The sequence below is a fragment of the Streptomyces sp. NPDC034111 genome, from assembly GCF_055575375.1.
Genome location: NZ_JBVIST010000012.1, coordinates 1 through 24049, shown reverse-complemented (window position 1 = coordinate 24049; position 24049 = coordinate 1). Strand labels below are relative to the sequence as shown.

The window sequence follows — 24049 nt, the reverse complement described above, 5'->3', positions numbered from 1 at the left end:
CCCGAATCGGTTAAACGGTTACGTTCGCGGCGAGTTGAGCGCCGGCGATCCGGAATGGTGCGCACCGCAGGTCGCACACGCGACCGGCCGGGCCCTGTCGCCAAGGCCCGGCCGGAAGTTCAGCGTTGACGCGTGTCGTTGACGTCTCAGCCGAGGAGCGTGCGCAGTTCGACGGTCTCCAGGCCGTGCGCCTCGGCGACCGGACCGTAAACCACCTTGCCGTCGTGCGTGTTCAGGCCCTTGGCCAGCGCCGGGTCACGGCGCAGCGCCTCGACCCAGCCGCGGTTCGCCAGCTCCACGATGTAGGGCAGCGTGGCGTTGGTGAGGGCGTGGGTGGAGGTGTTCGGCACCGCGCCGGGCATGTTGGCGACGCAGTAGAAGACCGAGTTGTGGACCTCGAAGGTCGGCTCGGCGTGCGTGGTGGGACGGGAGTCCTCGAAGCAGCCGCCCTGGTCGATCGCGATGTCGACAAGGACACTTCCGGGCTTCATCTTGGCGACGAGCTCGTTGGTGACCAGCTTCGGGGCCTTGGCGCCGGGGATCAGGACGGCACCGACGACGAGGTCGGCCTCGACGACGGCCTTCTCCAGCTCGTAGGCGTTGGAGACGATCGTCTGCACCTTGGTGCCGAAGATCTTGTCGGCCTCGCGGAGCTTGTTGATGTCCTTGTCGAGCAGGGTGACGTGGAAGCCGAGACCCACGGCGATCTGCACGGCGTTCCAGCCGGAGACGCCACCGCCGATGACGACGGCCTTGCCCGCGTGGACACCGGGGACACCACCGGGCAGCACACCACGGCCGCCGGCCTGGCGCATCAGGTGGTACGCGCCGACCTGCGGGGCGATCCGGCCCGCGACCTCGGACATCGGGGCGAGCAGCGGCAACTGGCGGCCGGCCGTCTCGACGGTCTCGTAGGCGATGGCGGTGGTACCGGACTCCAGCAGGGCGTCCGTGCACTCCTTGGAAGCGGCCAGGTGCAGGTAGGTGAAGAGCGTCTGGTCCTTGCGGAGGCGGTGGTACTCCTCCGCGATCGGCTCCTTGACCTTCAGCAGCAGGTCAGCGGTACCCCAGACCTCGTCTGCGGTGTCCAGGATGGAGGCGCCGGCGGAGACGTACTCCTCGTTCGTGATGGAGGAGCCGAGGCCGGCGTCCTTCTCGATGAAGACCTGGTGGCCGTGGCGGACGAGTTCGTTGACTCCGGCGGGCGTGATGGCCACGCGGAACTCGTTGTTCTTGACCTCGCGGGGGATGCCGACCTTCACGTCGATCACGGTCCTTGAAAGAGAGGGTGCAGGAGGAATTATCCCCTCATGCGATGCATGACGGAACTGACCGCGCCGTACGCGGCCCAGCCAGTCTATTGAAGGAGCTCTCGTTGTCTAGCCTTGCAAAGCATTAATTTCTGACGGAAGCGCCACCGATTTCGCAGGTCACTCCGGGTGATCTTCGAGGAGCTGCTCCCCGACGGAGCGGTGGAGCCGTGCCGCGGCCGGGTCGCCGAGCCGGTCGAGGGTGTCCGCAATCCGTAGCTGGAGCACCGCCTCCAGCCGTCCGTCGCCCGCCGTGCGGGCCATCTCCAGGGCCTCACGGCAGGTCCGCAGAGCCTCCTCCGGCCGCCCCGCGCACTCCTGCACCCGGGCCACCTCCCCCGTCGCCCGTGCCTGACCGGCCACCTCGCCGAGCCTGCGGTACGTCCTGGCGGCCACCCGCCACTGCTTGAGCGCCTCGCCCCACCGGCCCGCCGCGGTGTACGCGCCGCCGATCCGGCCGTGCAGCCGCGCCGCGTCGGCGCGCTCGCCACGGGCCAGCCGCAGCTCCAGCGCCCGTCCGTACCAGTCGGCGGCACGCTGCCAGTCGCCCAGCTCGGCGTAGGAGGCGCCCAGCGACTCCAGCGCCCGGCCGGTGGCCACCGGATCCTTCACCGACCGTGCCGCCTCCAGCGCGCCCCGGTAACGGGTGGCCGCCTGGGCGGTCCGCCCCGCCTGCGCATCCAGGTCGGCGAGGTTCAGCAGGGCGGCGGCCTTCTCCCGCGCCAGCCCGCGCCGCTCGGCGACCCGGAGCACCAGCCCGTGCAGTGCGTACAGGTCCGGGGCGGCGGCCGCTGCGCCCTCGTGCACCAGCAGCGTCCGGGTGAGGGTGGCCATCAACCGCCGGTCCAGGGTGTCGAGTTCACCGTCCTCGACGGCGATCCGGGCGGCGTCGAGCAGGGCGCAGCGGCGGCTGTGCAGCCAGTGCGCGGCGGCGCCCCGGGAGCTGAAGCGCAGCGAGCGGGGCAGCCCGGCGACCTTGTGGCGGGCCGGGGAGTCGGCCGGCTCGCCCATCGCCCGGCACGACTGGAGCAGCCGTACCGTCCGCTCCAGCATCCGGGCGCGGGCCAGCTGGATGTCGGCCGGCCGCTCGTGCGCACCGAGCAGCGCGCGCACCAGCGGATCGAGGCAGCCGGGGAGCAGGTACCTGGGGTGCAGCGCGGCGTCCGGCACCCGGGTGCCACGGTCCGCGTCGTCCTCGTCGGCCACCGGCCGGAGCAGCCCGAGCGCGGCGAAGTCGCCCAGCGCGGTGGCGGCCACGGCCACCGAACAGCCGGCCAGCGCGGAGGCGATATGCGCATCCACGAGGCCGGCCGGCGCCAGGGCGGTCAGCCGCAGTATCCGGGCGGTGGGCGGCGGCAGCGCCTCGTAGGCGAGGTGGAAGGCGCGGAAGAGCGGGTGGGCGCCGCTGGGCAGATCCGGCGGCACCGGGACGGCCCGCAGCGCCTGGTGCAGATCGGCGACCGAGGACTTGGGGCGGGCGGCGAGCCAGGCACCGGCCAGGACCAGCGCGGCGGGCTGGCCGCCGCACTCCTCGGCGACGCTGTCGGCGGTCCGCGGGTCGACGGTGATCCGGGTCGGCCCGGCGTACCGGGCGAGGATCTCGACGCAGGCCGCGTTGTCCAGGCCGCCCAGGGCGCACGGCCGGACGTCCGGGATGCCGGTCAGCGGCCCCTGGGAGACCACCACGACCAGGCAGTCCGGGGCGTCCGGGAGCAGCGGTGCGACCTCGTCCGCGCCGGGGGCGTCGTCCAGGAAGAGCAGCGCCCGGCGCCCGGCGAGGGCCGCGCGCAGCTGCTCGGTCAGCTCGTCCTCGTCCGCGCCCGGCGGGGCGTCCGCACCGAGCGCCGCGAGCAGGTCCCGCGCGGTCCGGGCGGTCCCGGCGACCTCGCCGCGCGGCCCGGTCAGCCGGGCCCGCAGCACCCCGTCGGGGTAGCCGTCGGACAGCTCGCGCAGCAGCTCCTCGGCGAGCGCGGTACGTCCGGAGCCGGGGCGGCCGGCGATCAGCAGGACCCGGCTGCGGGCGCCCTTGCGGCCGGAGAGGGTGTCCAGCCCGGCGCGGGCGATATCGGCGTGCAGTTCCTTGAGCTCGCGGCGGCGGCCGGAGAACCCGAGGGCGGACGGCGCGGGAGCGGCGGCGGGGACGACCGGACGGGCAGGCGGTGTCCGGCGGTCCGGCGGCGCCGCGGCCGGCACCCGCTGTGTCCCGGGCGGGAGGTGTCCCCCGCCCACCGCCTGCTCCGTCACCGGCCACGCTCCCGTCCACCTGCGCGTACGAGCCCGCCGCGCCACGCGGACGGGATCGTTGTCGAGCGTAGTTCACGGGCCGTCACGGTCCGTACGGACCACGGCGGTTGGGTCACTCGATCGGATCGGCCGATCATCCGACCGGTAACCGATCGGGTGGCGAAGGGCCCGGCTCAGGCCTCGAAGGGACGGGCCGGCCAGGGCGCCTCGGCCGGCCGCAGGGCGTCCAGGCCCGCGCCGCCCCGGGCGGCGGTCAGCGCCAGCACCCCCACCACCAGGCAGTTGTTGTGCAGCTCACCGGCGAGTACCCCGCGCACCAGCTCGTCCAGCGGCACCCGCGCCAGCTCCATGTCGGCCTCCTCCTCGGAGACCTCGAAGCGCTCCCCCTCCGCGTCGGACAGGTCGCGGGCCAGGAAGATCCGTACGGCCTCGTCGCAGCCGCCCGGCGTCGTATAGACATCGGTCAGCACCCGCCAGTCCCCGGCCTTGACGTGTGCCTCCTCGTACAGCTCGCGCTGGGCGGCGTGCAGCGGGTTCTCCCCGGGGACGTCGAGCAGCCCGGCCGGGATCTCCCACAGCCGCTGGCGTACGGGGTGGCGGTACTGGCGCAGCACCAGCACCCGGCCCTCGTCGTCGAGCGCGAGGACGGCCACGGAACCGGGGTGGACCTGGTAGTCGCGGGTGACGGTGGCGCCGTCCGGCATGACGACGGTGTCGGTGCGCACGCTGGTCTTGTTCCCGGTGAACGGCGTCGTGGTCGCGGTGACCGTCCACTCCTCGGGGGTGTCCTTGATCGCCATGGCGCGTCCTCCTGTGCTGAGCATTGACCCACGCGGAAACCGGGGTACGACCTCGCAGGGCGAGGCCGTACCCCGGCAACCGTATCCGGCGGGCGGCAGGCTACTTCGCGGCACCCGTCTTGCGCGCGACCGCGGCCTTCACCAGCCCGGCGAAGAGCGGGTGCGGGCGGGTCGGGCGGGAGCGCAGCTCCGGGTGCGCCTGGGTGGCGACGAGGTAGGGGTGCGTCTCGCGCGGGTACTCGACGTACTCGACGAGCTTGTTGTCCGGCGAGGTGCCGGAGAACTGGAGGCCGGCCTTCTTCTCCAGCTCACCGCGGTAGGAGTTGTTGACCTCGTAGCGGTGGCGGTGGCGCTCCTCGACGTACGGGGCGTCGCCGTAGACCTCGCGGACGATGGAGCCCTCGGCGAGCTTGGCCGGGTACATGCCCAGCCGCATCGTGCCGCCCATATCGCCCTCACCTGCGACGATGTCCAGCTGCTCGGCCATGGTGGAGATGACGGGGTGGGCCGTCGCCGGGTCGAACTCGGTGGAGTTGGCACCCTCGATGGCGGCCAGGTTGCGGGCCGCCTCGATGACCACGCACTGGAGGCCCAGGCACAGGCCGAGCAGCGGGATGCGGTTCTCCCGGGCGTAGGTGATGGCGCCGACCTTGCCGTCCACACCGCGGTCGCCGAAGCCGCCGGGGATGCAGACCGCGTCGCAGTCGGAGAGCTGGGCCTCGGCGCCCGCCGGGGTCCGGCAGTCGTCGGAGGTGACCCACTTGATCTTCACCCGGGCCTTGTTGGCGAAGCCGCCGGCCCGCAGCGCCTCGGTGACCGAGAGGTAGGCGTCCGGCAGGTCGATGTACTTGCCGACCAGAGCGACATTGACCTCGTGGTCGGGGTTGTGGACACGGTCGAGCAGGTCCGCCCACTGGGTCCAGTCCACATCACGGAACGGCAGGTCCAGCTTCCGGACGACGTAGGCGTCCAGGCCCTCGGCGTGCAGCACCTTGGGGATGTCGTAGATCGACGGGGCGTCGATGGCGGCGACCACGGCGGCCTCGTCGACGTCACACATCAGCGAGATCTTGCGCTTGATCGCGGTGGGGACCTCGCGGTCGGCGCGCAGCACGATCGCGTCGGGCTGGATACCGATGTTGCGCAGCGCCGCGACCGAGTGCTGCGTCGGCTTGGTCTTGAGCTCGCCGGACGGGCCGATGTAGGGGAGCAGCGAGATGTGCACGACGAAGACGTTGTCCCGGCCGACCTCATGGCGGACCTGGCGGACGGTCTCCAGGAACGGCAGCGACTCGATGTCGCCGACGGTGCCGCCGACCTCGGTGATCACGACGTCGACGTCCTCGGTCGCCATCCGCCGGATGCGGTGCTTGATCTCGTTGGTGATGTGCGGGATGACCTGCACGGTGTCGCCGAGGTACTCACCGCGGCGCTCCTTGGCGATCACGGTGTTGTAGACCTGGCCGGTGGTGACGTTGGCCGAGCCGTCGAGGTCGACGTCGAGGAACCGCTCGTAGTGGCCGATGTCCAGGTCGGTCTCGGCGCCGTCGTTGGTGACGAAGACCTCACCGTGCTGGAACGGGTTCATCGTTCCGGGGTCGACGTTCAGGTACGGGTCGAGCTTCTGCATCGTGACCCGCAGGCCCCGCGCCTTCAGGAGAGCACCCAGGCTGGAGGCGGTGAGGCCCTTGCCCAGCGAGGAGGCGACGCCCCCGGTGACGAAGAGGTGCTTGGTCGTCGTGGCTGCGTTCTTTCGAGAAGCAGAGGGCGGCATGGCCAAGAGGGAGCTCCCGTGGTCGCGAGGTGGAGAGGTGCGAGGCGGCGCCGTCCGGGTTTTCAGGGGTGCCGTCGCTGCGGTTCGGGGGTTCTCGTGCCCACCGGTCCACGGGGTACCAGGCTATCAGCGCCGGGGCATGGTCGCTCCCGGCCACGCACCAGATCCTCGCACACCCCCCTCGCCGGTCACCGTGTGTGACGATTCCGCTTGACCGTGTCACGTGACGGAGGCCACCCGTTCGGAGCACCGCACTCCTTGCCAGGGGCGCGCGCATCGGCCGCGGTGCGTCGTATCCTGCTCGGACACTCGCAACGAGCCGTCCGGGAAGGCACCACCCCCGCCCGATTTCCGGTCCCGCTGCTCGGCGACGTTTCATGGGCAGGACGGACAGATCACAACGTCCCATGGGGGGCGTGACTCCAGTTCGACGGGAGATGCACGTGGCCGGGCGCATCGAGGACTACGCACTTATCGGCGATATGCAAACCGCCGCTCTAGTGTGCAGAGACGGGACGGTCGACTGGCTGTGCCTGCCCCGCTTCGACTCGCCGGCGGTCTTCGCAGGGCTGCTGGGCACGGAGGAGCACGGTTTCTGGCGGATCGGCCCTGCCAACGGCGCCGCGTCCAGGCCGGCCGACCGCCGCCGCTACCGGGGCGATTCGCTCGTCCTCGAATCCGAGTGGGACACCCCGCGCGGTACCGTCCGGGTGATCGACTTCATGCCGCCGCGCGACGGTGCGCCGCAGGTGATCCGCATCGTGGAGGGCGTCAGCGGACGCGTCCCGATGCGCTCGGAGCTGCGGATGCGGTTCGCCTACGGCTGGGTGGTCCCCTGGGTGCACAAGATCGACGACCGTACGGTCGCGGTCGCGGGCCCGGACTCGGTATGGCTGGACACCGAGGCCGAGACGTACGGCAAGGACCTGACCACCTTCTCCGACTTCACGGTCTCCCCGGGCGAGCGGATCGCCTTCACGATCAGCTGGCAGCCCTCGCACCACCAGCCGCCGGCCGTGGCGGACCCCGAAGGGTCGCTGGAGGCCACCGAGGAGTTCTGGCGCGAGTGGGTCGAGCAGTGCACCTACCACGGCCCCTACCGCGATGCGGTGGTGCGCTCGCTGATCACGCTCAAGGCGCTGACGTACGCGCCGACCGGCGGGATCGTGGCGGCGCCGACCACCTCCCTGCCGGAGTGCATCGGCGGCGTCCGCAACTGGGACTACCGCTTCACCTGGCTCCGCGACGCGGCGATCACCCTCTCCTCCCTGCTGCGCACCGGCTACCGCGAAGAGGCGCGGGCCTGGCGGGAGTGGCTGCTGCGGGCGGTCGCCGGCGACCCGGAGAACCTCCAGATCATGTACGGCATCGCCGGTGAGCGGGAGTTGGGCGAGAACGATCTCAACTGGCTTCCCGGGTACGAGAATTCACGTCCGGTGCGGGTCGGCAACGGCGCCGCCGGACAGCTCCAGCTCGATGTCTACGGCGAGGTCACCGAGGCGCTGCACCTGGCACACATGACGGGCCTGGCCCGTAACGACTACGCCTCGCTGCTCCAGCTCAAGCTGATCCAGTGGGTGGAGAAGCACTGGGACGAGCCGGACGAGGGCATCTGGGAGGTCCGCGGACCGCGCCGGCACTTCGTCCACTCCAAGGTCATGACCTGGGTCGCGGTCGACCGCACGGTGAAGCTGATCGAGTCCGGCGATGTCGACGGCCCGCTGGAGCGCTGGAAGGACCTGCGCGAGACGATCCACCGGGACGTCTGCGAGAACGGGTACGACAAGGAGCGCAACACCTTCACCCAGTCCTACGGTTCGCAGGAGCTGGACGCCTCGCTGCTGCTGATCCCGCAGGTCGGCTTCCTGCCGCCGGACGACAAGCGCGTCATCGGCACCATCGAGGCGATCCAGCGGGAGCTGTCCACCGAGGACGGCTTTGTGCTGCGCTACCCGACGGCCGGTGAGGGCGTCGGCGTGGACGGCCTGGAGGGGGACGAAGGGGCGTTCCTGGCCTGCTCGTTCTGGCTCGCCGACGACCTGGCGATGATCGGCCGGGTGGACGAGGCCCGCAAGCTCTTCGAGAAGCTGCTCTCGCTCCGTAACGACCTGGGGCTGCTGGCGGAGGAGTGGGACCCCAAGCTCAAGCGCCAGGTGGGCAACTTCCCGCAGGCGTTCAGCCATGTCCCGCTGATCGACACCGCACTGCGGCTGACGGCCAGCGGGGCGTACGGCGGTTAGCGCGGCACCGGACGAGGGTGCCGGCGGCCTCGGTCAGGCGCCGACATAGGCCGCCAGGTGCTCGCCGGTGAGGGTGGAGCGGGCGGCGACGAGGTCGGCGGGTGTGCCCTCGAAGACGATCCGGCCGCCGTCGTGGCCGGCGCCGGGGCCGAGGTCGATGATCCAGTCGGCGTGCGCCATGACCGCCTGGTGGTGCTCGATGACGATGACCGACTTGCCGGAGTCGACGAGCCGGTCGAGCAGGCCGAGCAGCTGCTCGACATCGGCGAGGTGAAGGCCGGTGGTCGGCTCGTCGAGGACGTAGATGCCGCCCTTCTCCGCCATGCGGGTGGCCAGCTTGAGCCGCTGCCGCTCGCCGCCGGACAGGGTGGTGAGCGGCTGGCCGAGGGTGAGGTAGCCGAGCCCGACGTCGGCGAGCCGGCCGAGGATGCGGTGCGCGGCCGGCGTGCGCGCCTCGCCGGCACCGAAGAACTCCTCGGCCTCGGTCACCGGCATCGCGAGCACCTCGCTGATGTCGCGGCCGCCGAGGTGGTATTCGAGGACCGATGCCTGGAACCGCTTGCCCTCGCACTCCTCGCAGGTGGTGGCGACACCGGCCATCATCGCCAGGTCGGTGTAGAGGACGCCGGCGCCGTTGCAGTTGGGGCAGGCGCCCTCGGAGTTGGCGCTGAACAGCGCCGGCTTCACGCCGTTGGCCTTCGCGAACGCCTTGCGGACCGGGTCGAGCAGGCCGGTGTACGTCGCCGGGTTGCTCCGTCGCGAGCCGCGGATCGCGGTCTGGTCGACCGACACCACGCCGTCCCGGCCCGCCACCGAACCGTCGATCAGTGAGCTCTTGCCCGAGCCCGCCACTCCGGTGACCACGACCAGCGTGCCGAGCGGGATGTCGACATCGACGTCCTGAAGGTTGTGGGCGCCGGCGCCCCGGATCTCCAGCGTGCCGGTGGGCGTGCGCACCGTCTTCTTGAGTGCCGCGCGGTCGTCGAGGTGTCTGCCGGTGAGCGTGTCGCTGGCGCGCAGCCCCTCGACGGTGCCTTCGAACACCACTTCCCCGCCCTCGGTGCCGGCGCGCGGGCCGAGGTCGACGACGTGGTCGGCGATCGCGATCGCCTCCGGCTTGTGCTCCACGACGAGGACGGTGTTGCCCTTGTCGCGCAGCTGCCGCAGCAGGTCGTTCATCCGCTGGATGTCGTGGGGGTGCAGCCCGATCGTGGGCTCGTCGAAGACATAGGTGACGTCGGTGAGCGACGAGCCGAGGTGGCGGATCATCTTGGTGCGCTGTGCCTCTCCCCCGGAGAGGGTGCCCGACGGCCGGTCGAGCGAGAGGTACCCCAGCCCGATCTCCGCGAACGAGTCGAGGAGGTGTTGCAGCCCGGTGAGCAGGGGAGCCACCGTGCCGTACGCGGGGGCGGTACCCCCAGGTTCGTCGAGGCCCCTGACCCAGTCGGCCAGATCGCTGATCTGCATCGCGCAGACGTCGGCGATGTTCTTCCCGCCGATCTTCGACGACCGGGCCTCCGCGCTGAGCCGGGTGCCGTCGCAGTCGGGGCAGGTCGTGAACGTCACCGCCCGCTCCACGAAGGCGCGGACATGCGGCTGAAGCGCGTCGACGTCCTTGGCGAGGAACGACTTCTGGATCTTCGGGATCAGCCCCTCGTACGTCAGGTTGATCCCGTCGACCTTGATCTTGGCGGGCTCCTTGTGGAGCAGGTCGTACAGTTCCTTCTTGGTGTACTTGCGGATCGGCTTGTCCGGGTCGAAGAAGCCGCAGCCGCGGAAGATGCGGCCGTACCAGCCGTCCATGCTGTAGCCGGGGATGGTGAGCGCGCCCTCGTTGAGCGACAGGCTGTCGTCGTACAGCGCGGTCAGGTCGAAGTCGGTGACCGAGCCCATACCCTCGCAACGGGGACACATCCCGCCGAGGCGGTGGAACGTCACCTTCTCGGCCTTTGTCCGGCCGGCGCCGCGCTCGACGGTGATCGCACCGCCGGCCTTCACCGAGGGGACGTTGAAGGAGTACGCGTTGGGCGGGCCGATGTGCGGCTGCCCGAGCCGGCTGAAGAGGATGCGCAGCATCGCGTTGGCGTCGGTCACGGTGCCGACGGTGGAGCGGGCGTTGGCGCCCATCCGCTCCTGGCCCACGATGATCGCGGTGGTCAGGCCGTCGAGGAAGTCGACCTCGGGCCGCGCCAGGGTCGGCATGAAGCCCTGTACGAAGGCGCTGTAGGTCTCGTTGATCAGCCGCTGTGACTCCGCGGCGATCGTGTCGAACACCAGCGAGCTCTTGCCCGAGCCGGAGACGCCGGTGAACACCGTCAGGCGGCGCTTGGGGAGATCGACGCTGACGTCCTTGAGGTTGTTCACACGCGCGCCGTGCACGCGGATCAGATCGTGGCTGTCGGCCCTGTGCGGCGCAGGCGACCGCGTGTCCGACCTCGTGGCCTTGCTCATCGTGTCTCCCTCTGTCGGGCGGGGCCGCCTGGCTCGATCTGACCGGGGTCGAGCGTACGTCTGATTCCTTCGCGGCGTCAGACGAATCAGCGGCCGTCACGCATCAGGTCGCACACGGCTGAGGGGATCTGCACACGGGGCGCCGGCCGCCCGGCAGGCTTCGGTGCCGCCCGGCAGCCGGGCGGCACCGCCCTGTGCGTCAGAAGGGGGTCAGGGTGAGGGTCAGCTCCTTCGGGGCGCCGTCCTCGATGTACGAGGCGAAGCCGGCGACGTCGTCGAAGGCGAAGCCGTAGGCCTTGCCGTCCCGGGTCGCGGCGTGCATGGCCTTGGCGTAGTGGTTGGTCAGCCGCGGCCGGTAGAAGGCGGCCGGGTCGGTGGTGGGCTGGTGCGCCTGGGAGGCCAGGGTCGAGCGGTTGAGGGCCGCTCCCAGGACGGCGGCCACCGGACCGGTGGTGCCGTCGTTGGGGGCGGCGAGGGTGCCGTCGCAGAAGAGGACGTCGCGGGTGGAGGGCTTGTCGAAGGAGACCGTGCCCGGGCCTGTGAAGACGAGCTTGCCGTCGCGGACCCGGCCGGTGAAGGTACCCGCGTCGGTGGTCACGGTCAGGTCCTTGGCCTCGTAGGCGGACCAGGCCTCGTCGATGGCCGGGGCGAGGTGGTCCTTGGCGAAGAGTCCGCTGTCCAGGCCGTGGCCGGGGGCGATGACCCGCTTGTCGTCGATGACCAGGGCCTCGAAGCCCTCGGCGGCCTTGACGTCGGCGAAGACCTTGGCGCGGGCGCCGTCCTTGAGCGTGCCGGTGGTCTGGTCCTTGGCGCCGGTGAGCTTGATGGCGAGCGGCACGCTGAACATGTCGACCATGGTGGTGTTGCAGTACATACCGCCGGAGTTGTACGTGAACTCGGCGCAGTCGTGGAGCACGTCGTAGTTGGGGTCGGACGCGACCCAGCCCGCCGGGTAGGCCAGTGCCGCCTTGCCGTTGCCGTCCTCGACGGCCTTGAACTTGAGCTTGCCGCCGAGCGCGGTGTAGATCCGGCCGGACATCCGGGGCAGTTGGAGGGTGGTGGTGCCGTTGGCGGCGAGCGGTATGGCGTAGTCGGTGAAACCGTCCGGGCCGTTGTCGGCCAGGGCGACGGGCTTGAGCTCGCCCTCCGGGGTGACGTGGACCTGCTGGGTGCCGTCATTGCCGACGATATAGATCCAGACCGAGGAATTGGCGTACGCACCGGAGTTGTTGACGAGGTGCAGGGGCATGCCGGCTGCGGTCCGGCCGTCGGGGGTGGGCCGGCGGGCCGGGGCGGGTGCGCCGGCCGCGCGGCCGGCCAGGGCGATTCCGGAGGCGGTGGCGGCGCCGGCGGCGAGGCCGCCGAGCAGGCTGCGTCGAGTGATCACGAGGTGGCTCCTTGCCGGGTGGGGGGTTGCAGGGAGGACTGCCGGGTGGGCTGCTGTACGGAGACGGCAACGTTGTCGACGAGCAGGGAGCCGCCCGGCTGCGTCGCGTCCGTGGGTGTCGCCCGGCCGGCCGCGCCGTCGGGGAACGCCCCGCCCATCGCGAGGTTGAGCAGCAGGAAGTGGCCGTGGTGGGTGGCCTTCGCCCAGCTGTCGGCGTCCATCTCGGAGGCGTTGACGGTGTGGAACTGCTGCCCGTCGACGTACCAGCGCAGTGATTCGGCGGCCGGGTCGGCGCGGTCCAGTTCCAGCGCGTAGGTGTGGAATCCCGCCTGACAGGCGCTGCCCGGGCACGGGCGGGAAGTGCCCCTGCCCTGGGTCTCGTTGCACGGCCCGCCGGGGTTGACACCGCAGTGCAGTACGCCCCAGACCTTGTTGATGCCGTTGACGTTCTCCATGATGTCGAACTCGCCGATGCCCGGCCAGTTCCAGTAGGTGCCGCGGTATTCGGCGCCCAGCGTCCAGAAGGCCGGCCAGTAGCCGAGCGCGCCGTCCCCGGAGACATCGGGCATCCGGATGCTCGCCTCGATACGCAGCGTGCCGCCCGCCGGGGCGGCGAAGTCGCTGCGCCGGGACTCGATACGGCCCGAGGTCCAGGTGGTGCCGTCCTTCAGCGCGGTGATCCTGAGGTGGCCGGCGCCGTCGAGCTGGAGGTTGTCGGGGCGGTCGGTGTAGGTCTGGCGCTCGCCGGTGCCCCAGTTGGCCGGGCCTCCCGGGTAGCCGGTCCCGGTGTCGGTGATCCAGTCGTCTCCGGACGGCCGCGATCCGGCGGCGCCGTCGAAGTCCGTGCGCCAGACTTCCTGGAAGGCGGCGGGGGCGGTGGTCGCGGTGCGGGCGGCTTCCGCTGCGGAGGCCGAGGGTGCTGCGGGGAGGGTGAGGGCGGAGGTGGTGACAAGTGCGGTGCTCGCGGCGAAGAGCGCTGCTCTCCTGGCGTAACCGGCCCGTTTTCCGGCCCGATTTCCGGCCGGATTTCCGGACCGCATTCTCATGCTCATGACATTCTCTCCTCGGCACGGTGGGGGGGGTAGTGAGGAGCTCCGCGGGGGGTATGCGGTATGAGAGCGCTCTCATACGGTGCTCCGTGCACCCTGCCGACTCGACGGCACACCGTCAAGTCACCGCGGGGAAAAACCAGTTGGGCGTAGGTCCGGAAGGGGTGGCCCGGTGTCCGAGGAGGAGGCGCACGGTGAGTGAGAAGGAGACGCACGGTGGGCGACGAGGAGGCGCACGATGAGTGAGCCGAACGGTCCGCGGCCGACGCTGGAGGCGGTCGCGGCGCTCGCCGGGGTCTCCCGCGCGACGGTGTCCCGGGTGGTCAACGGCGGTACGGGCGTACGGGAGGCCGTCCAGGAGCGGGTCCGGCAGGCGGTGCACGAACTGGGCTACGTACCTAACAGCGCGGCCCGCACCCTGGTCACCCGCCGCACCGGAGCGGTCGCCGTGGTGATCGCCGAACCGGAGAGGCGGGTCTTCTCCGACCCGTTCTTCGGCCGCCAGCTGCGCGGGATCAGCCGTGAACTGGCCGCCGCCGACACCCAGCTTCTGCTGATGTTCGTCGAGCACCGCGCCGACTACGACCGGATCGGCCGCTATCTGGCGGGCGGCCATGTCGACGGTGCGCTGATGTTCTCGCTGCACACCGACGACCCGCTGCCCGCCATGGCCGACCGTGCCGGGCTGCCCACCGTCTACGGCGGCCGGCCCGGCTGGGCGGGTGCCGACCGCGCCCCGCGGCCGCTGTACGTGGACACCGACAACCGCGACGGCGCCCGTCAGGCCGTACGCCATCTCCTCGGCCGCGGCCGGCGCCGGATCGCCGTGATCACCGGACCGCTGGACCAGACCTCCGCGATGGACCGCCTCGACGGCTACTGCGAGGCACTGGGCACGGCGGAGCCGGACCCCCGGCTGCTCGCGGACGGCGGGTTCACCGCATCCGGCGGTGAGCGCGCCATGGCCCGGCTCCTGGACTCCGCACCGGACCTGGATGCCGTCTTCGTCTGCTCCGACCTGATGGCGAGCGGCGCGCTGCGCACCCTGCGGGCGCGCGGGCGCCGGGTCCCCGACGACGTCGCGGTGGTCGGCTACGACGATCTGGAGCCGGCCGCCTGGGCGGATCCCCCGCTGACCACGGTCCGCCAGGACGTGGAGGAGATGGGGCGGCTGATGGCCCGGATGCTGCTGCGGCTGCTGGAGGTGCGGAGGACGGAGGGAGCGCCGGGCGGGGCGGGTGCACCCGACGGAACGGGCCGGGCGGAGGACGGAGCCGGCGGGACGGGCGGGACGCCGTCGCGGGCGCGGGCCGCGGGAGCCCGGCGGGCCGCCCCGGTCGAACTGGCACCGGTGATCACACCGGCGCGGCTGGTGGTGCGGGAGTCGGGGTGAGCGGACGCCGGGGCGGCCCGTCGGGCTCCCGCGGCCCGCGCGACCACCCACCGCGGGCCCGTGGCCGCGCGCGCCCCGGACCGTGCGGCTCCGCTCTGCGGACTGCGGGTAACGTCCCCGCGCCGGACTGCGGGTACCGTCCTGGCCATGGGGCCGGAAGCAACGATCGAAGCCGAGATCACGGTGCGCAGGGCGCTGGAGCTGCCCGCGCTGCGGCGCGGGCTGCCGGAGGTGCTGGCCGGCGGGGACCGGCTGGACCGCCCGGTGCGCTGGGTGCACGCGGGCGAGGTCCCGCATATCGCCTCGCTGCTCAAGGGGGGCGAGCTGCTGCTCACCACGGGACTCGGACTGGGCGCCCGTCCTTCCGAGCAGCGCGCGTTCATCCGTAAGCTCGCCGACCGCGAGATCGCCGCTCTCGTCGTGGAGCTGGGCTCGCGTTTCGCCGCACTGCCCTCGGCACTGGTCGAGGCCGCGCGCGACTGCGGGCTGCCGCTGATCCAACTGCATCGCGAGGTCCCGTACGTCACGGTGACCGAAGCGATCCACACCGAGATCATCAACAGCCACTACGCACTGCTGCGGCGGGCCGACGAGATCCTGCGGCGCTGCACGGACGTGCTGCTGCGCGGTGGCGGCGGGCCCGAGGTGCTGCGGCTGCTCGCCGACTTCACCGGCAACCCGCTCTGTCTGGAGGCCCCCGACGGCAGCCCGCTGTACGCCGCGGGCCCCGGCAGCGACGACGACGGGGGCCCCGCGGACGCCGATCCGCTGCTGGCCTGGGAGGGGCTGCGCGACACCGGCGTACGCATCGACGTGCCGGGCGGCGGCCACGGCCCGGACGCGGTCCGCGCCCGCCTGGTCCTGCTGCCGGTCAACACCCCCGTGGCGCCGGTGCACCGGATCGCCGCCGAGCGCGCGGCCGATCTGCTCGCCGTGGTCATGCTCCAGTCCCGTCAGGAGGAGGTACTGGCCGCCCGGGGGCGCGGTGACTTCCTCGCCGACCTTGCGGAGGGCCGGATCTCCGCGGCCGAGGCACCGGCCCAGGCCCGCCTGCTGGGCTTCCGCCCCGGCCCGGAACCCGTCCTCCCGGTGGTCATGCGGCTGCCCGCCGGGCTCCCCACCCCCGGCAGCTGGGCCCTGCTCGCCCAAGCCCTGCGCGAGGAACTCGCCGCCCCCGGGGTGCCGGTGCTCCTCGGTGTACGTCCCGTGGAGGGCCGGGTCCCGATGCTGGTGGCGCTGCGCACCGGCCAGGACCGTGCGGCGCTCGCCGACCGGATCGCCGAGGCGCTGCGCGCGGGGGTCGTCCGCGCGGGCCTGGACCGTCCGACGGCGCACCGCCCGGTGGTCGTCGTCGGTACGGCCGGCGACTGGGCGGCGGCCGGCCCCGGACTGCGGCATGCCGCGGAGGCGGCGGCCGCGGCCCAGGGCCTGCCGGAACAGCCCTGGTACGACGCGCGCCGGCTCGATATCGAGCTGCTGCTGTGGCGGATGCGCGAACACGGCGAACAGGGCGTGCTCAACGACTTCGTGGAGCGCGCCATCGGTCCGCTGCTCGCGCACGACCGCGGCGCCCGCCAGCCCCTGCTGCCCACGCTGGAGGCGTATCTGGCGAGCGCCGGCCGCAAGGCCGAGACCGCCCGTGATCTCAACGTCAACCGCCAGACGCTCTACGACCGGCTGGCCCGCATCGCCCAGCTCCTGGGCACGGACCTGGACGACCCGCAGACGGTTCTGGGCCTGCGGCTGGCCCTGCGCGCCCGACGCCATACGGACAAGCCGTAGCGGAACGGGCCACCCCTGGGGGGCGGGCTACCCCGCGACCGTCTCGGCTGCCGTCCCGATCCCGAGCGCGACCAGCACCCCGCCCGTGGCCCGCTCCAGATTGCGCTGCACCCGGGGCCGCCGCAGCCGGCGCAGCACCCGCCCCGCGCAGCCCACGACCAGCAGCAGCCAGCCGGCGGCGATCACCGCGTCGACGGCCCCGAGCAGCAGCGTGGTGCCGAGCACCGAGTGCCCCTCGGGGAGGAACTGCGGCACCACGGCCACGAAGAAGATCCCGACCTTGGGGTTGAGCAGACAGCTCAACAGCCCCTGCCGGAAGGCGGCTACCGGGGCCAGGACCACCGGGGCGGTCCGCCCGTCCGCTCCGGTGAGGTCCACCGGGTCCGCGGGCGCGGGGCCGGTGACCTTCGCGGCGGAGCGCCGGTGTGCCCACAGCGCCTGTCCGCCGAGCACCATCAGGTAGGCCGCGCCCGCCAGCCGTACGACCGTGAACGCCGTGTCCCAGCGCTGGAGCGCCGCCGCCAGCCCGACGGCCGCGGCCACCGCCCAGGCGAGCGACCCGGCGCCGGCACCGAGGGCGGTGGCGGCACCCGTACGCCGGCCGCCACGCACACAGTTGCGCAGCACCAGGAGGGTGTCCGGCCCCGGAGCCACCGTCACCAGCAGGGCGAACAACGCAAAACCCGCTACCGCAGCCGTCACAGGGCTCTCCTGTCTCCTGTCCCGCGCCGTACAAGGTCCGACGGCAAGGACCGTACCGCCCGGCTACAGGGGCTGGACGGGCGGGCCCGGCTGCGTCAACTCGTCGTAAACGCTGAGGACCTGGGTGACCGTGTCGTTCTCGCTCGGCCAGCCGGCGGCCTGGCGGCGGCCGGCAGCGGCGAGCGCTTCCCGGCGTGCCGGGTCGGCGAGCAGCGCCAGTACGGCACGGGCCAGGGCGGCGGCGTCCCCGTAGGGGACCAGCTCCGCGGCCCGGCCGACCAGTTCGCGGGTGCCTCCGGTGTCGGTGGCGACCAGCGGCACCCCGGCCCGCAGCGCCTCCTGGGCGATCAGCGAACGCGCCTCCCACTTGCTGGGAAGCGCCACCAGATCGGCGGCGGCGAGGAGTTCGGGCACATCGTCGCGGCGGCCGAGGAGCTGGACCGGCAGCTGTTCGAGGTCGATCCGCCGCTGGAGCGCGGCCCGTTGCTCCCCCTCCCCCGCGATGGCGACCAGCGGCTGCGGATCGAGCGCACACCAGGCGTGTGTCGCGTCCAGCAGCAGGTCATGGCCCTGGCTCGGGTCGAGGCGGCCGACCGCGAGCAGCAACGGGCGGTCCACCGCGCCCAGTTCGGCACGCTCCTTGTGGCGCGTCCGGTCGTGGTCCTCGGGCTCGGCCTCCCCGCCTCCGGACCGGGGGCGGGGAATCGCGACCGGTGCGAGCCGTGCGTCGCGGGCGCCCCGCTCACGCGCCCGGTCCACGAGATCGGAGCAGGCGCCCAGGACGACGGCGGACGCCCGGGCCACCCGCCGCTCCATCAGATGCACCAGCCCGGCCCGGGCGCCCTCGAGGTGTGCCTTGGTGTGCCAGGTCATCACCAGGGGAACCCGCCCGCCTCCCCTGGGGCCGCGCAGTCCGCTCAGCGCCATCGAGGCGCGCAGCCCGGCCCGCAGGCCGTGCGCATGCACCAGGTCGGCGTCCCAGCAGGCGCTGCGCAGCACGGCCATGCTCGCCGGGTCCGTCCGCGGAGGAACGTGTACGAACCGTGCGCCGGCGCCGGTGAAGTCGTAGGCCTCCTCGGTTTCCGGCGTGGCACAGACGGTCACCCGTACGCCGCGCGCGACCAGCCCTTCGGCCAGCGAGCGGACGTGTGCCGCGCTGCCGGCGCTGCCGTGTCCCAGCACCTGGACCGTGCGCAGCGGTGACAGCCCGTGCGTCGAGGTCGGCGTGCTGATCACGTGGTCGGAGCTCCTGGGTCGGGGCGGAACGGACCATACCGGTAGGTCGGTCCGCTACTGCGGGGCACTGCGGTGCAGAACCGGGCGACCGCCGTCCCGCCCGGTATGAGGGCACAGGCACACGGCGAGCGCGGCCGGAACCGGGCACCGCGCCCAGGATGCCAGTCCGACGACGCCAATTCGGCACCGTCGGCCCGCCGTTCCGGTGGGAAGTCTCACCCCAGCGCTCACCGGATCACCCACATGGGCGACAAACCGCCCGCGCGCATGAACGGTTCCTACGGGTGACCCGGGCCTCCGGGGTACGCCCACCACCGCGCCACCGGGCGCACGCGCCGCTGTCCGGGACACGCCCCGCGGACCCCTTCAGACCTCAGACCGCCGCTGCCGCCCGGCTCACGCGGTCCCCCGCGGCCGCGGCGGCGATCAGCCCTGCGGCGTGCGCGGCCAGTCCACGGCGGCCGTTCGCCGTGACGACGGCGAGGCCGAGAGCGGCACCGAGCGCATGCGCCCCGGCGTCCCCGAGCATCGTGCGCTCCCCGAGGTCGTCGCCGACGACGGCGGCCGCGGCCCCCATGGGCGCGGCGGCCAGGGCTCCCGCCGGGCCGCTCCGCAGCACCCCCGGCGCACCGGCGGCCAGTACGGCGCCGACTGCCCGGCCCGGCCGGACGTCCAGGAGGTTCACCAGATGCGCCGAGCCCGCGATCACCACGCCCGCCAGCAGCTTGTCGGCCGGGCGCTCCTTCAGCAGGGCCCCCGCGGCCAGCCCGGCAGCGCCGATCCCGAACAGCTTCACCGCACCGCTGGTGACCTCGCGGTGCCGCAGCGCCGAGAGGTGCGCCCGGAATCCGCGCCGGGGGTCGTCGGCGCCGAAGACGTCGTCGTAGGCCCCGCAGCCGCCGGCGGCCAGTACGGCCAGCGCCGTCGCGGTCCGGGCCCGGGCGGGCAGACCCGGTGCGGTGGCGGCGGCCAGCGCGGTACCGGCGGTCGCCGCGAGTCCGGCGTGCAGATGCACGGTCCGGCCGGCGTGGTTCTTGCGCTCCCACAGGACGGCCCCGCCCGGCGGCCTGCTCTTCAGCGCCCCGTATACCGCGCGCGTCACCCCTGCCGCCCCGAGCAGCGCCGGGATCCGCCCCCGCACCTTGCCACCTGCCACCGTCCCGCTCCCCTCGCCCGGCATCCTGCCCTAACGTCCCGACCGCGCCGTCTCCAGCAGCTCCTCCGCATGGGCGCGGGCCGTTTCGGAGTCCTCCTGGCCGGCCAGCATGCGGGAGAGTTCGCGGACCCGCTCCTCGCCCTCCAGGACGGTGACCCCGCTCCTGGTGACCGAGCCGTCATGGGTCTTCGCGACCAGCAGCTGGCGGTCCGCGAAGGCCGCGACCTGCGGGAGGTGGGTGACGACCACGACCTGTGCCGACTTCGCGAGCCTGGCCAGCCGCCGGCCGACCTCGACGGCCGCCTTGCCGCCGACGCCCGCGTCGACCTCGTCGAAGAGGTACGTCGGTACGGGGTCGGAGCCGGCGAAGACCACCTCGACGGCGAGCATCACCCTGGAGAGCTCACCGCCGGACGCCCCCTTGGCGATCGGTCGCGGCGGTGCGCCCGGGTGCGGCGCCAACAGGAGTTCGACCTCGTCGGCGCCGGCCGGTCCGTAGGCCACGGTGCGGCCGCCGACCTCGATGCCGTCGGCGTCCTCGGCGACCTCGGTCTGGCGGATGTCCACGGTCACGCGGGCGTGCGGCATGGCCAGTTCGGCGAGTTCGGCGGTCACCGCGTCGGCGAAACGCTGCGCCGAGGCCGTGCGGGCATCGGTCAGCGCCTGTGCCAGCTCGCCGAGTTCGGTGCGCAGGGCGTCCCGTTCGGCGGTGAGCTCGCCGATCCGGTCGTCGTCACCGTCGAGTTCCCCGAGCCGGGCGGCGCTCTGCTCGGACCACGCCAGTACCGCCGCGATGTCCTCGCCGTACTTACGGGTGAGGTGGTTCAGGGCGGCGCGGCGTTCCTCGACCGCGGCGAGCCGCAGCGGGTCGGCGTCCAGGTTGTCGGCGTAACCGGCGAGCTCGCCCGCCACGTCGGCCATCAGGATGCCGATCTCGCCGAGGCGCTCGGCGAGCGCGGCGAGCTCCTGGTCGTGGCCGCGCACGGCCTCCAGCGCGCGGTGCGCACCGGCGACCAGGGTGGTGGCGTCGACGCCCTCGGGGTCCTCCGGGTTGCCGGCCAGCGCAGCGTGCGCGGCGGTCGCGGCGCCGGCCAGCGCCTCGGCGTGCCCGAGCCGCTCGGCCTCGGCGGCGAGTTCGGTGTCCTCGCCGGGCTGCGGTTCGGCGGCCGCGATCTCGTCGAGACCGAAGCGCAGCAGATCCGCTTCCTGGGAGCGCTCGCGGGCCCGGGTGGTCAGCTCCGCCAGCTCGGCGGCGACGGCGCGCAGCCTGCGGTGGGCGGCGGTGTACTTGGCGAGCGGGACGGCGACCGCGTCCCCGGCGTAGCGGTCCAGGGCCTGGCGCTGCCGGGCCGGCCGCAGCAGGCCCTGCTGGTCGGTCTGACCGTGTACCGCGACCAGGTCGTCGGCCAGCTCCCCGAGCAGTCCGACCGGTACGGAGCGGCCGCCCACATGGGCGCGCGAACGGCCCTCGGCGGAGAGCGTACGGCTGATCAGGAGGGCGCCGTCGTCCAGTTCGGCACCGGCCTCCTCGGCCCGCACCGCGGCGGGGGCCTGGGGTCCGACGCTGATCCTGCCCTCCACGACCGCCGATTTGGCGCCGATCCGCACCAGGGCGGGGTCGGCGCGCCCGCCGAGCAGCAGGCCGAGGCTGGTGACGACCATGGTCTTGCCCGCGCCCGTCTCGCCGGTCACCGCCGTGAAGCCCGGGGACAGCTCGACAACGGCGTCATCAATGACACCCAGGGACCGGATCCGCATCTCCTCCAACACGGATAAGACCTTACGAGGTCCGGGGGGCACCCCGCGACGGCCTCCCCCCGACTCCTGTGACTCCCGCGCCCGGCACTGCGGAAAACCCCACCGGAAGCCGGAGGCATTCCTCATGGTGCCCGCGCACGCCCGGACGCCACGCTGAGGCAGGTCCGAGACGAAAGGTGCAGTCATGTGCGCCACGGAAACCCTGTCCTCGGCCTGACCCCGGAGAGGTACTCCCGATGAACAGCCCACGGCGCCCCCGCCGCACCGGCGGGACGGCCCTGCTACTCGCCGCCCTGACCGCCCTGACCACCACCGCCGCCTGCGCGGCCCCGGGCGCTCCGGCCCCGGCCCGGTCCGCGCCGGGCACGCAGGCCTCCGCCCCGTCCACGTCCCTGGACGGTGTCTGGCGGACGGACGGCTACGGCACCCTCGTCACCGTCCACGGCCGCAGCCTGCGGACGTACGACACCACGACCCTCAGCTGTCTGCCCGGCTCGGTCACGGGCACCCGTACGGGCGGCCCCGACGGGCACGGCCGGAGCGTTTTCACGGTCCCCGACGCGGGCCGCCTCACGGTGACGCCGTCGGGCGCCGACCGGGCCCGGCTGTCCTTCGAGGACGGCGCCGGCCACCGGGGCCTGCACCGCATCGGCGCTCTGCCCGACCGCTGCCGCAAGCGCCCGCCGCACGATCCCCGGGCGGTCTTCGACGTCTTCTGGCAGACATTTGCCGAGAATTACCCCTTCTTCCGTGCGAAGAAGATCGACTGGCGGGCGGTCCGCGACCGCTACCGCCCCCGCATCACGGCGAAGACCACCGACGACGAACTCTTCGCGGTGCTGCGCAAGATGATCGAGCCGCTGCACGATGCGCACACCCGGGTCATCGCGGGTCCCGACCGGTGGTTCGCGGGCAAGCGGCCGGGCACGGTGCTGCCCACCCCGGAATTCACCGCCCGTGTCGACAAGGCGATCGCCGCGCATCTCGGCCCCGGCACCGTCCAGCGCCACTGGGCCCAGGGCAAGCTGACGTACGCCGATCTCCCCGGCCGCATCGGCTACTTCCGCGTCACCCAGTTCGCCGGCTACACCAAGAAGGGCGACTACGCCGGCGACGTCGCCGAGCTCGACCGCGCCCTGGACTCGGTGTTCACCAAGGCCCGTACGCAGGGCCCGACGGCCCTGCGCGGCCTCATCGTCGACGTACGGCTCAACGGCGGCGGCTCCGACCCCCTCGGTCTGCGCATCGCCTCCCGGCTCACCGACCGCCGCTACCTCGCCTACCGCAAGCGGGCACGCAACCACCCCCACGAGCCGGGCAGGTTCACCGTGCCCCAGCCCCTCACGGTCCGCCCGCACCAGGGCCCGGTCTACACCGGCCCGGTCGCGGTCCTGACCGGGCGGCTGACGATCAGCGCGGGCGAGACCTTCACCCAGTCCCTGATGGGCCGCTCGCTCTCCCCCACCCGCATCGGCGAGAACACCCAAGGTGTGTTCTCCGACATCCTGGACCGCAGGCTCCCCAACGGCTGGTCCTTCGGCCTCCCCAACGAGGAGTTCCTGACGGACGACGGCCGCACCTTCGACGGCGGCGGGATACCCCCGGCCCTCTCCACCCCGGTCTTCACCGACGAGGAGCTCTCCGCGCGGCGCGACTCCGCCCTCACCCGCGCCAGGGAGCTCCTGACGGCGCGCGGCGCCGGAGGGGACGGCCGGTAGGGACTGCCTGCCTGGCTGCCTGGCTGCCTGGCTGCCAGGGGCGTCTAGGCCGTTTCTGATGGCTCTTGGACGGTGTCGCGGAGCCAGATGACGATGGCTGCAACGGCCAGGGTGCCGTTGAAGATGTAGTCGCGTTTGTCGTACCTGCTGGCCACTGCGCGGTACTGCTTCCACTTGCTGACGCATCGCTCGACGGCGCTGCGGTGGCGGTACTGGGCCTTGTCGAAGGCCGGGGGACGTCCGCCGGCCCTCCCCTTTCGCCGGCGCTTGGCCCGCTGGTCGTCGGGTTGGGCGATGGTCGCTTTGATTCCCCGCCGTCGCAGGTAAGCGCGGTTGTCGTAGCTGGAGTACGCCTTGTCACCACGGACGCGATCTGGCCGGCTGCGGGGTCGGCCTGGTCCGCGCCGCTGGATCCGCAGGCTCTCCAGCACGGGGATGAACATGGGGCTGTCGCCCCGCTGGCCCGGGGAGGTCTGCCAGGTCAGCGGGCGGGCCCGGTCGTCGGCCAACAGGTGGATTTTGCTGGTCAGTCCGCCTCGTGAGCGTCCCAGCGCCTCACGCCCATCGGCTTCCACACGCGAACCGCCCCCTTTTGCGGGAAGTCACGCGGCGGCCGGCGGCGGGCACCGGCCGCGTGCTGGTGGGCCCGGCAGGACGTGGAGTCGATGCTCACCGCCCATTCCCGCCGACGCTGCACGCTTTCCTTCTCGACGTCCTTGGCCAGCGCCCCGTCGGGGTCGGCGGCGTCAGCCTCGATCTGTAACTCGGTCAGGATCTGCTGCCAGGTGCCGTCAGCTGACCAGCGGCGGTGACGCTCGTAGACGGTCTGCCAGGGGCCGTACCGTTCGGGCAGGTCTGGCCAGGGCACACCGGTACGGGCCCGGAACAGCACCCCGTTGATCACTTTGCGGTGATCGGCCCACTGCCCGCCGGGCTTGCCGTTGGCGGGCAGTAGAAGCCGTCCGGAAACAACCTCACGGTTTCGCATGGGCATTCGATTCCTCCGTGGACTCAACGAACCGGAGCACTTCTTCCGCGCTGTAAAACCG

16 protein-coding genes are annotated in these 24049 nt (G+C 72.7%); 4 read left to right on the top strand and 12 right to left on the bottom strand.

The window, feature by feature from the left end; genetic code table 11:
* Positions 1 to 146: 146 nt before the first annotated feature.
* The 4 genes from ald to ACZ55A_RS24510 all read right to left on the bottom strand — a co-directional run bounded on the left by ald (position 147) and on the right by ACZ55A_RS24510 (position 6128).
* Positions 147 to 1262, bottom strand: a complete 1116-nt coding sequence (gene ald, locus ACZ55A_RS24525; protein ID WP_468844226.1) for an alanine dehydrogenase — start codon at positions 1260 to 1262, stop codon at positions 147 to 149.
* A gap of 168 nt (positions 1263 to 1430) precedes the next feature.
* The gene (locus ACZ55A_RS24520) at positions 1431 to 3554 is read right to left on the bottom strand and encodes a tetratricopeptide repeat protein (RefSeq protein ID WP_468843834.1); all 2124 of its coding nucleotides are present in this window, start codon (positions 3552 to 3554) and stop codon (positions 1431 to 1433) included.
* 173 nt (positions 3555 to 3727) lie between these two features.
* Positions 3728 to 4354, bottom strand: a complete 627-nt coding sequence (locus ACZ55A_RS24515) for an NUDIX domain-containing protein (RefSeq protein WP_468843831.1) — start codon at positions 4352 to 4354, stop codon at positions 3728 to 3730.
* Positions 4355 to 4454: 100 nt separating this feature from the next.
* The gene (locus ACZ55A_RS24510) at positions 4455 to 6128 is read right to left on the bottom strand and encodes a CTP synthase (protein WP_468843828.1); all 1674 of its coding nucleotides are present in this window, start codon (positions 6126 to 6128) and stop codon (positions 4455 to 4457) included.
* Between the two features lie 437 nt (positions 6129 to 6565).
* Here ACZ55A_RS24510 and ACZ55A_RS24505 point away from each other — a divergent pair, with 437 nt between their 5' ends.
* The gene (locus ACZ55A_RS24505) at positions 6566 to 8368 is read left to right on the top strand and encodes a glycoside hydrolase family 15 protein (protein ID WP_468844223.1); all 1803 of its coding nucleotides are present in this window, start codon (positions 6566 to 6568) and stop codon (positions 8366 to 8368) included.
* A 33-nt stretch (positions 8369 to 8401) separates the two neighbouring features.
* On the opposite strand, the gene ACZ55A_RS24500 is transcribed toward ACZ55A_RS24505, so the two are convergent.
* From ACZ55A_RS24500 to ACZ55A_RS24490, 3 genes are all read right to left on the bottom strand, one after another.
* Positions 8402 to 10819 (bottom strand): ATP-binding cassette domain-containing protein, encoded by a 2418-nt coding sequence (locus tag ACZ55A_RS24500; protein WP_468843825.1) that lies wholly within the window; start codon positions 10817 to 10819, stop codon positions 8402 to 8404.
* Positions 10820 to 11018: 199 nt separating this feature from the next.
* On the bottom strand, positions 11019 to 12206 hold the full coding sequence (locus ACZ55A_RS24495) for a beta-1,3-glucanase family protein (protein ID WP_468843822.1): 1188 nt from the start codon (positions 12204 to 12206) through the stop codon (positions 11019 to 11021).
* Entirely contained in the window at positions 12203 to 13258 is a 1056-nt protein-coding gene (locus tag ACZ55A_RS24490; protein WP_468843820.1) for a glycoside hydrolase family 16 protein, read from the bottom strand. The genes ACZ55A_RS24495 and ACZ55A_RS24490 overlap by 4 nt, the downstream gene beginning before the upstream one ends.
* Before the next feature lie 235 nt (positions 13259 to 13493).
* Here ACZ55A_RS24490 and ACZ55A_RS24485 point away from each other — a divergent pair, with 235 nt between their 5' ends.
* Positions 13494 to 14648 (top strand): LacI family DNA-binding transcriptional regulator, encoded by a 1155-nt coding sequence (locus ACZ55A_RS24485; RefSeq protein ID WP_468843818.1) that lies wholly within the window; start codon positions 13494 to 13496, stop codon positions 14646 to 14648.
* A 147-nt stretch (positions 14649 to 14795) separates the two neighbouring features.
* On the top strand, positions 14796 to 16430 hold the full coding sequence (locus tag ACZ55A_RS24480) for a PucR family transcriptional regulator (RefSeq protein ID WP_468843816.1): 1635 nt from the start codon (positions 14796 to 14798) through the stop codon (positions 16428 to 16430).
* A gap of 27 nt (positions 16431 to 16457) precedes the next feature.
* Here ACZ55A_RS24480 and ACZ55A_RS24475 read toward each other — a convergent pair whose 3' ends face one another.
* The 4 genes from ACZ55A_RS24475 to recN form a co-directional block, all read right to left on the bottom strand.
* Positions 16458 to 17132, bottom strand: a complete 675-nt coding sequence (locus ACZ55A_RS24475) for a LysE family translocator (RefSeq protein WP_468843813.1) — start codon at positions 17130 to 17132, stop codon at positions 16458 to 16460.
* A 63-nt stretch (positions 17133 to 17195) separates the two neighbouring features.
* Positions 17196 to 18368, bottom strand: a complete 1173-nt coding sequence (locus ACZ55A_RS24470; protein ID WP_468843810.1) for a glycosyltransferase family 4 protein — start codon at positions 18366 to 18368, stop codon at positions 17196 to 17198.
* A 373-nt stretch (positions 18369 to 18741) separates the two neighbouring features.
* Positions 18742 to 19548 (bottom strand): hypothetical protein, encoded by an 807-nt coding sequence (locus tag ACZ55A_RS24465; protein WP_468843808.1) that lies wholly within the window; start codon positions 19546 to 19548, stop codon positions 18742 to 18744.
* Positions 19549 to 19554: 6 nt separating this feature from the next.
* A complete protein-coding gene (gene recN / locus ACZ55A_RS24460; RefSeq protein WP_468844221.1) occupies positions 19555 to 21282 on the bottom strand; it encodes a DNA repair protein RecN in 1728 nt (575 codons plus the stop codon).
* 236 nt (positions 21283 to 21518) lie between these two features.
* Between recN and ACZ55A_RS24455 the strand changes: the two genes are divergently transcribed.
* On the top strand, positions 21519 to 23000 hold the full coding sequence (locus tag ACZ55A_RS24455; protein WP_468843805.1) for a S41 family peptidase: 1482 nt from the start codon (positions 21519 to 21521) through the stop codon (positions 22998 to 23000).
* Between the two features lie 44 nt (positions 23001 to 23044).
* Here ACZ55A_RS24455 and ACZ55A_RS24450 read toward each other — a convergent pair.
* Positions 23045 to 23994, bottom strand: a protein-coding gene (locus tag ACZ55A_RS24450; RefSeq protein WP_468843803.1) for an IS5 family transposase whose coding sequence is annotated in 2 segments (ribosomal slippage) — positions 23045 to 23602 and positions 23605 to 23994 — 948 coding nt in all. Because the reading frame shifts where the segments join, the coding sequence is not laid out codon by codon here.
* Positions 23995 to 24049: the final 55 nt, after the last annotated feature.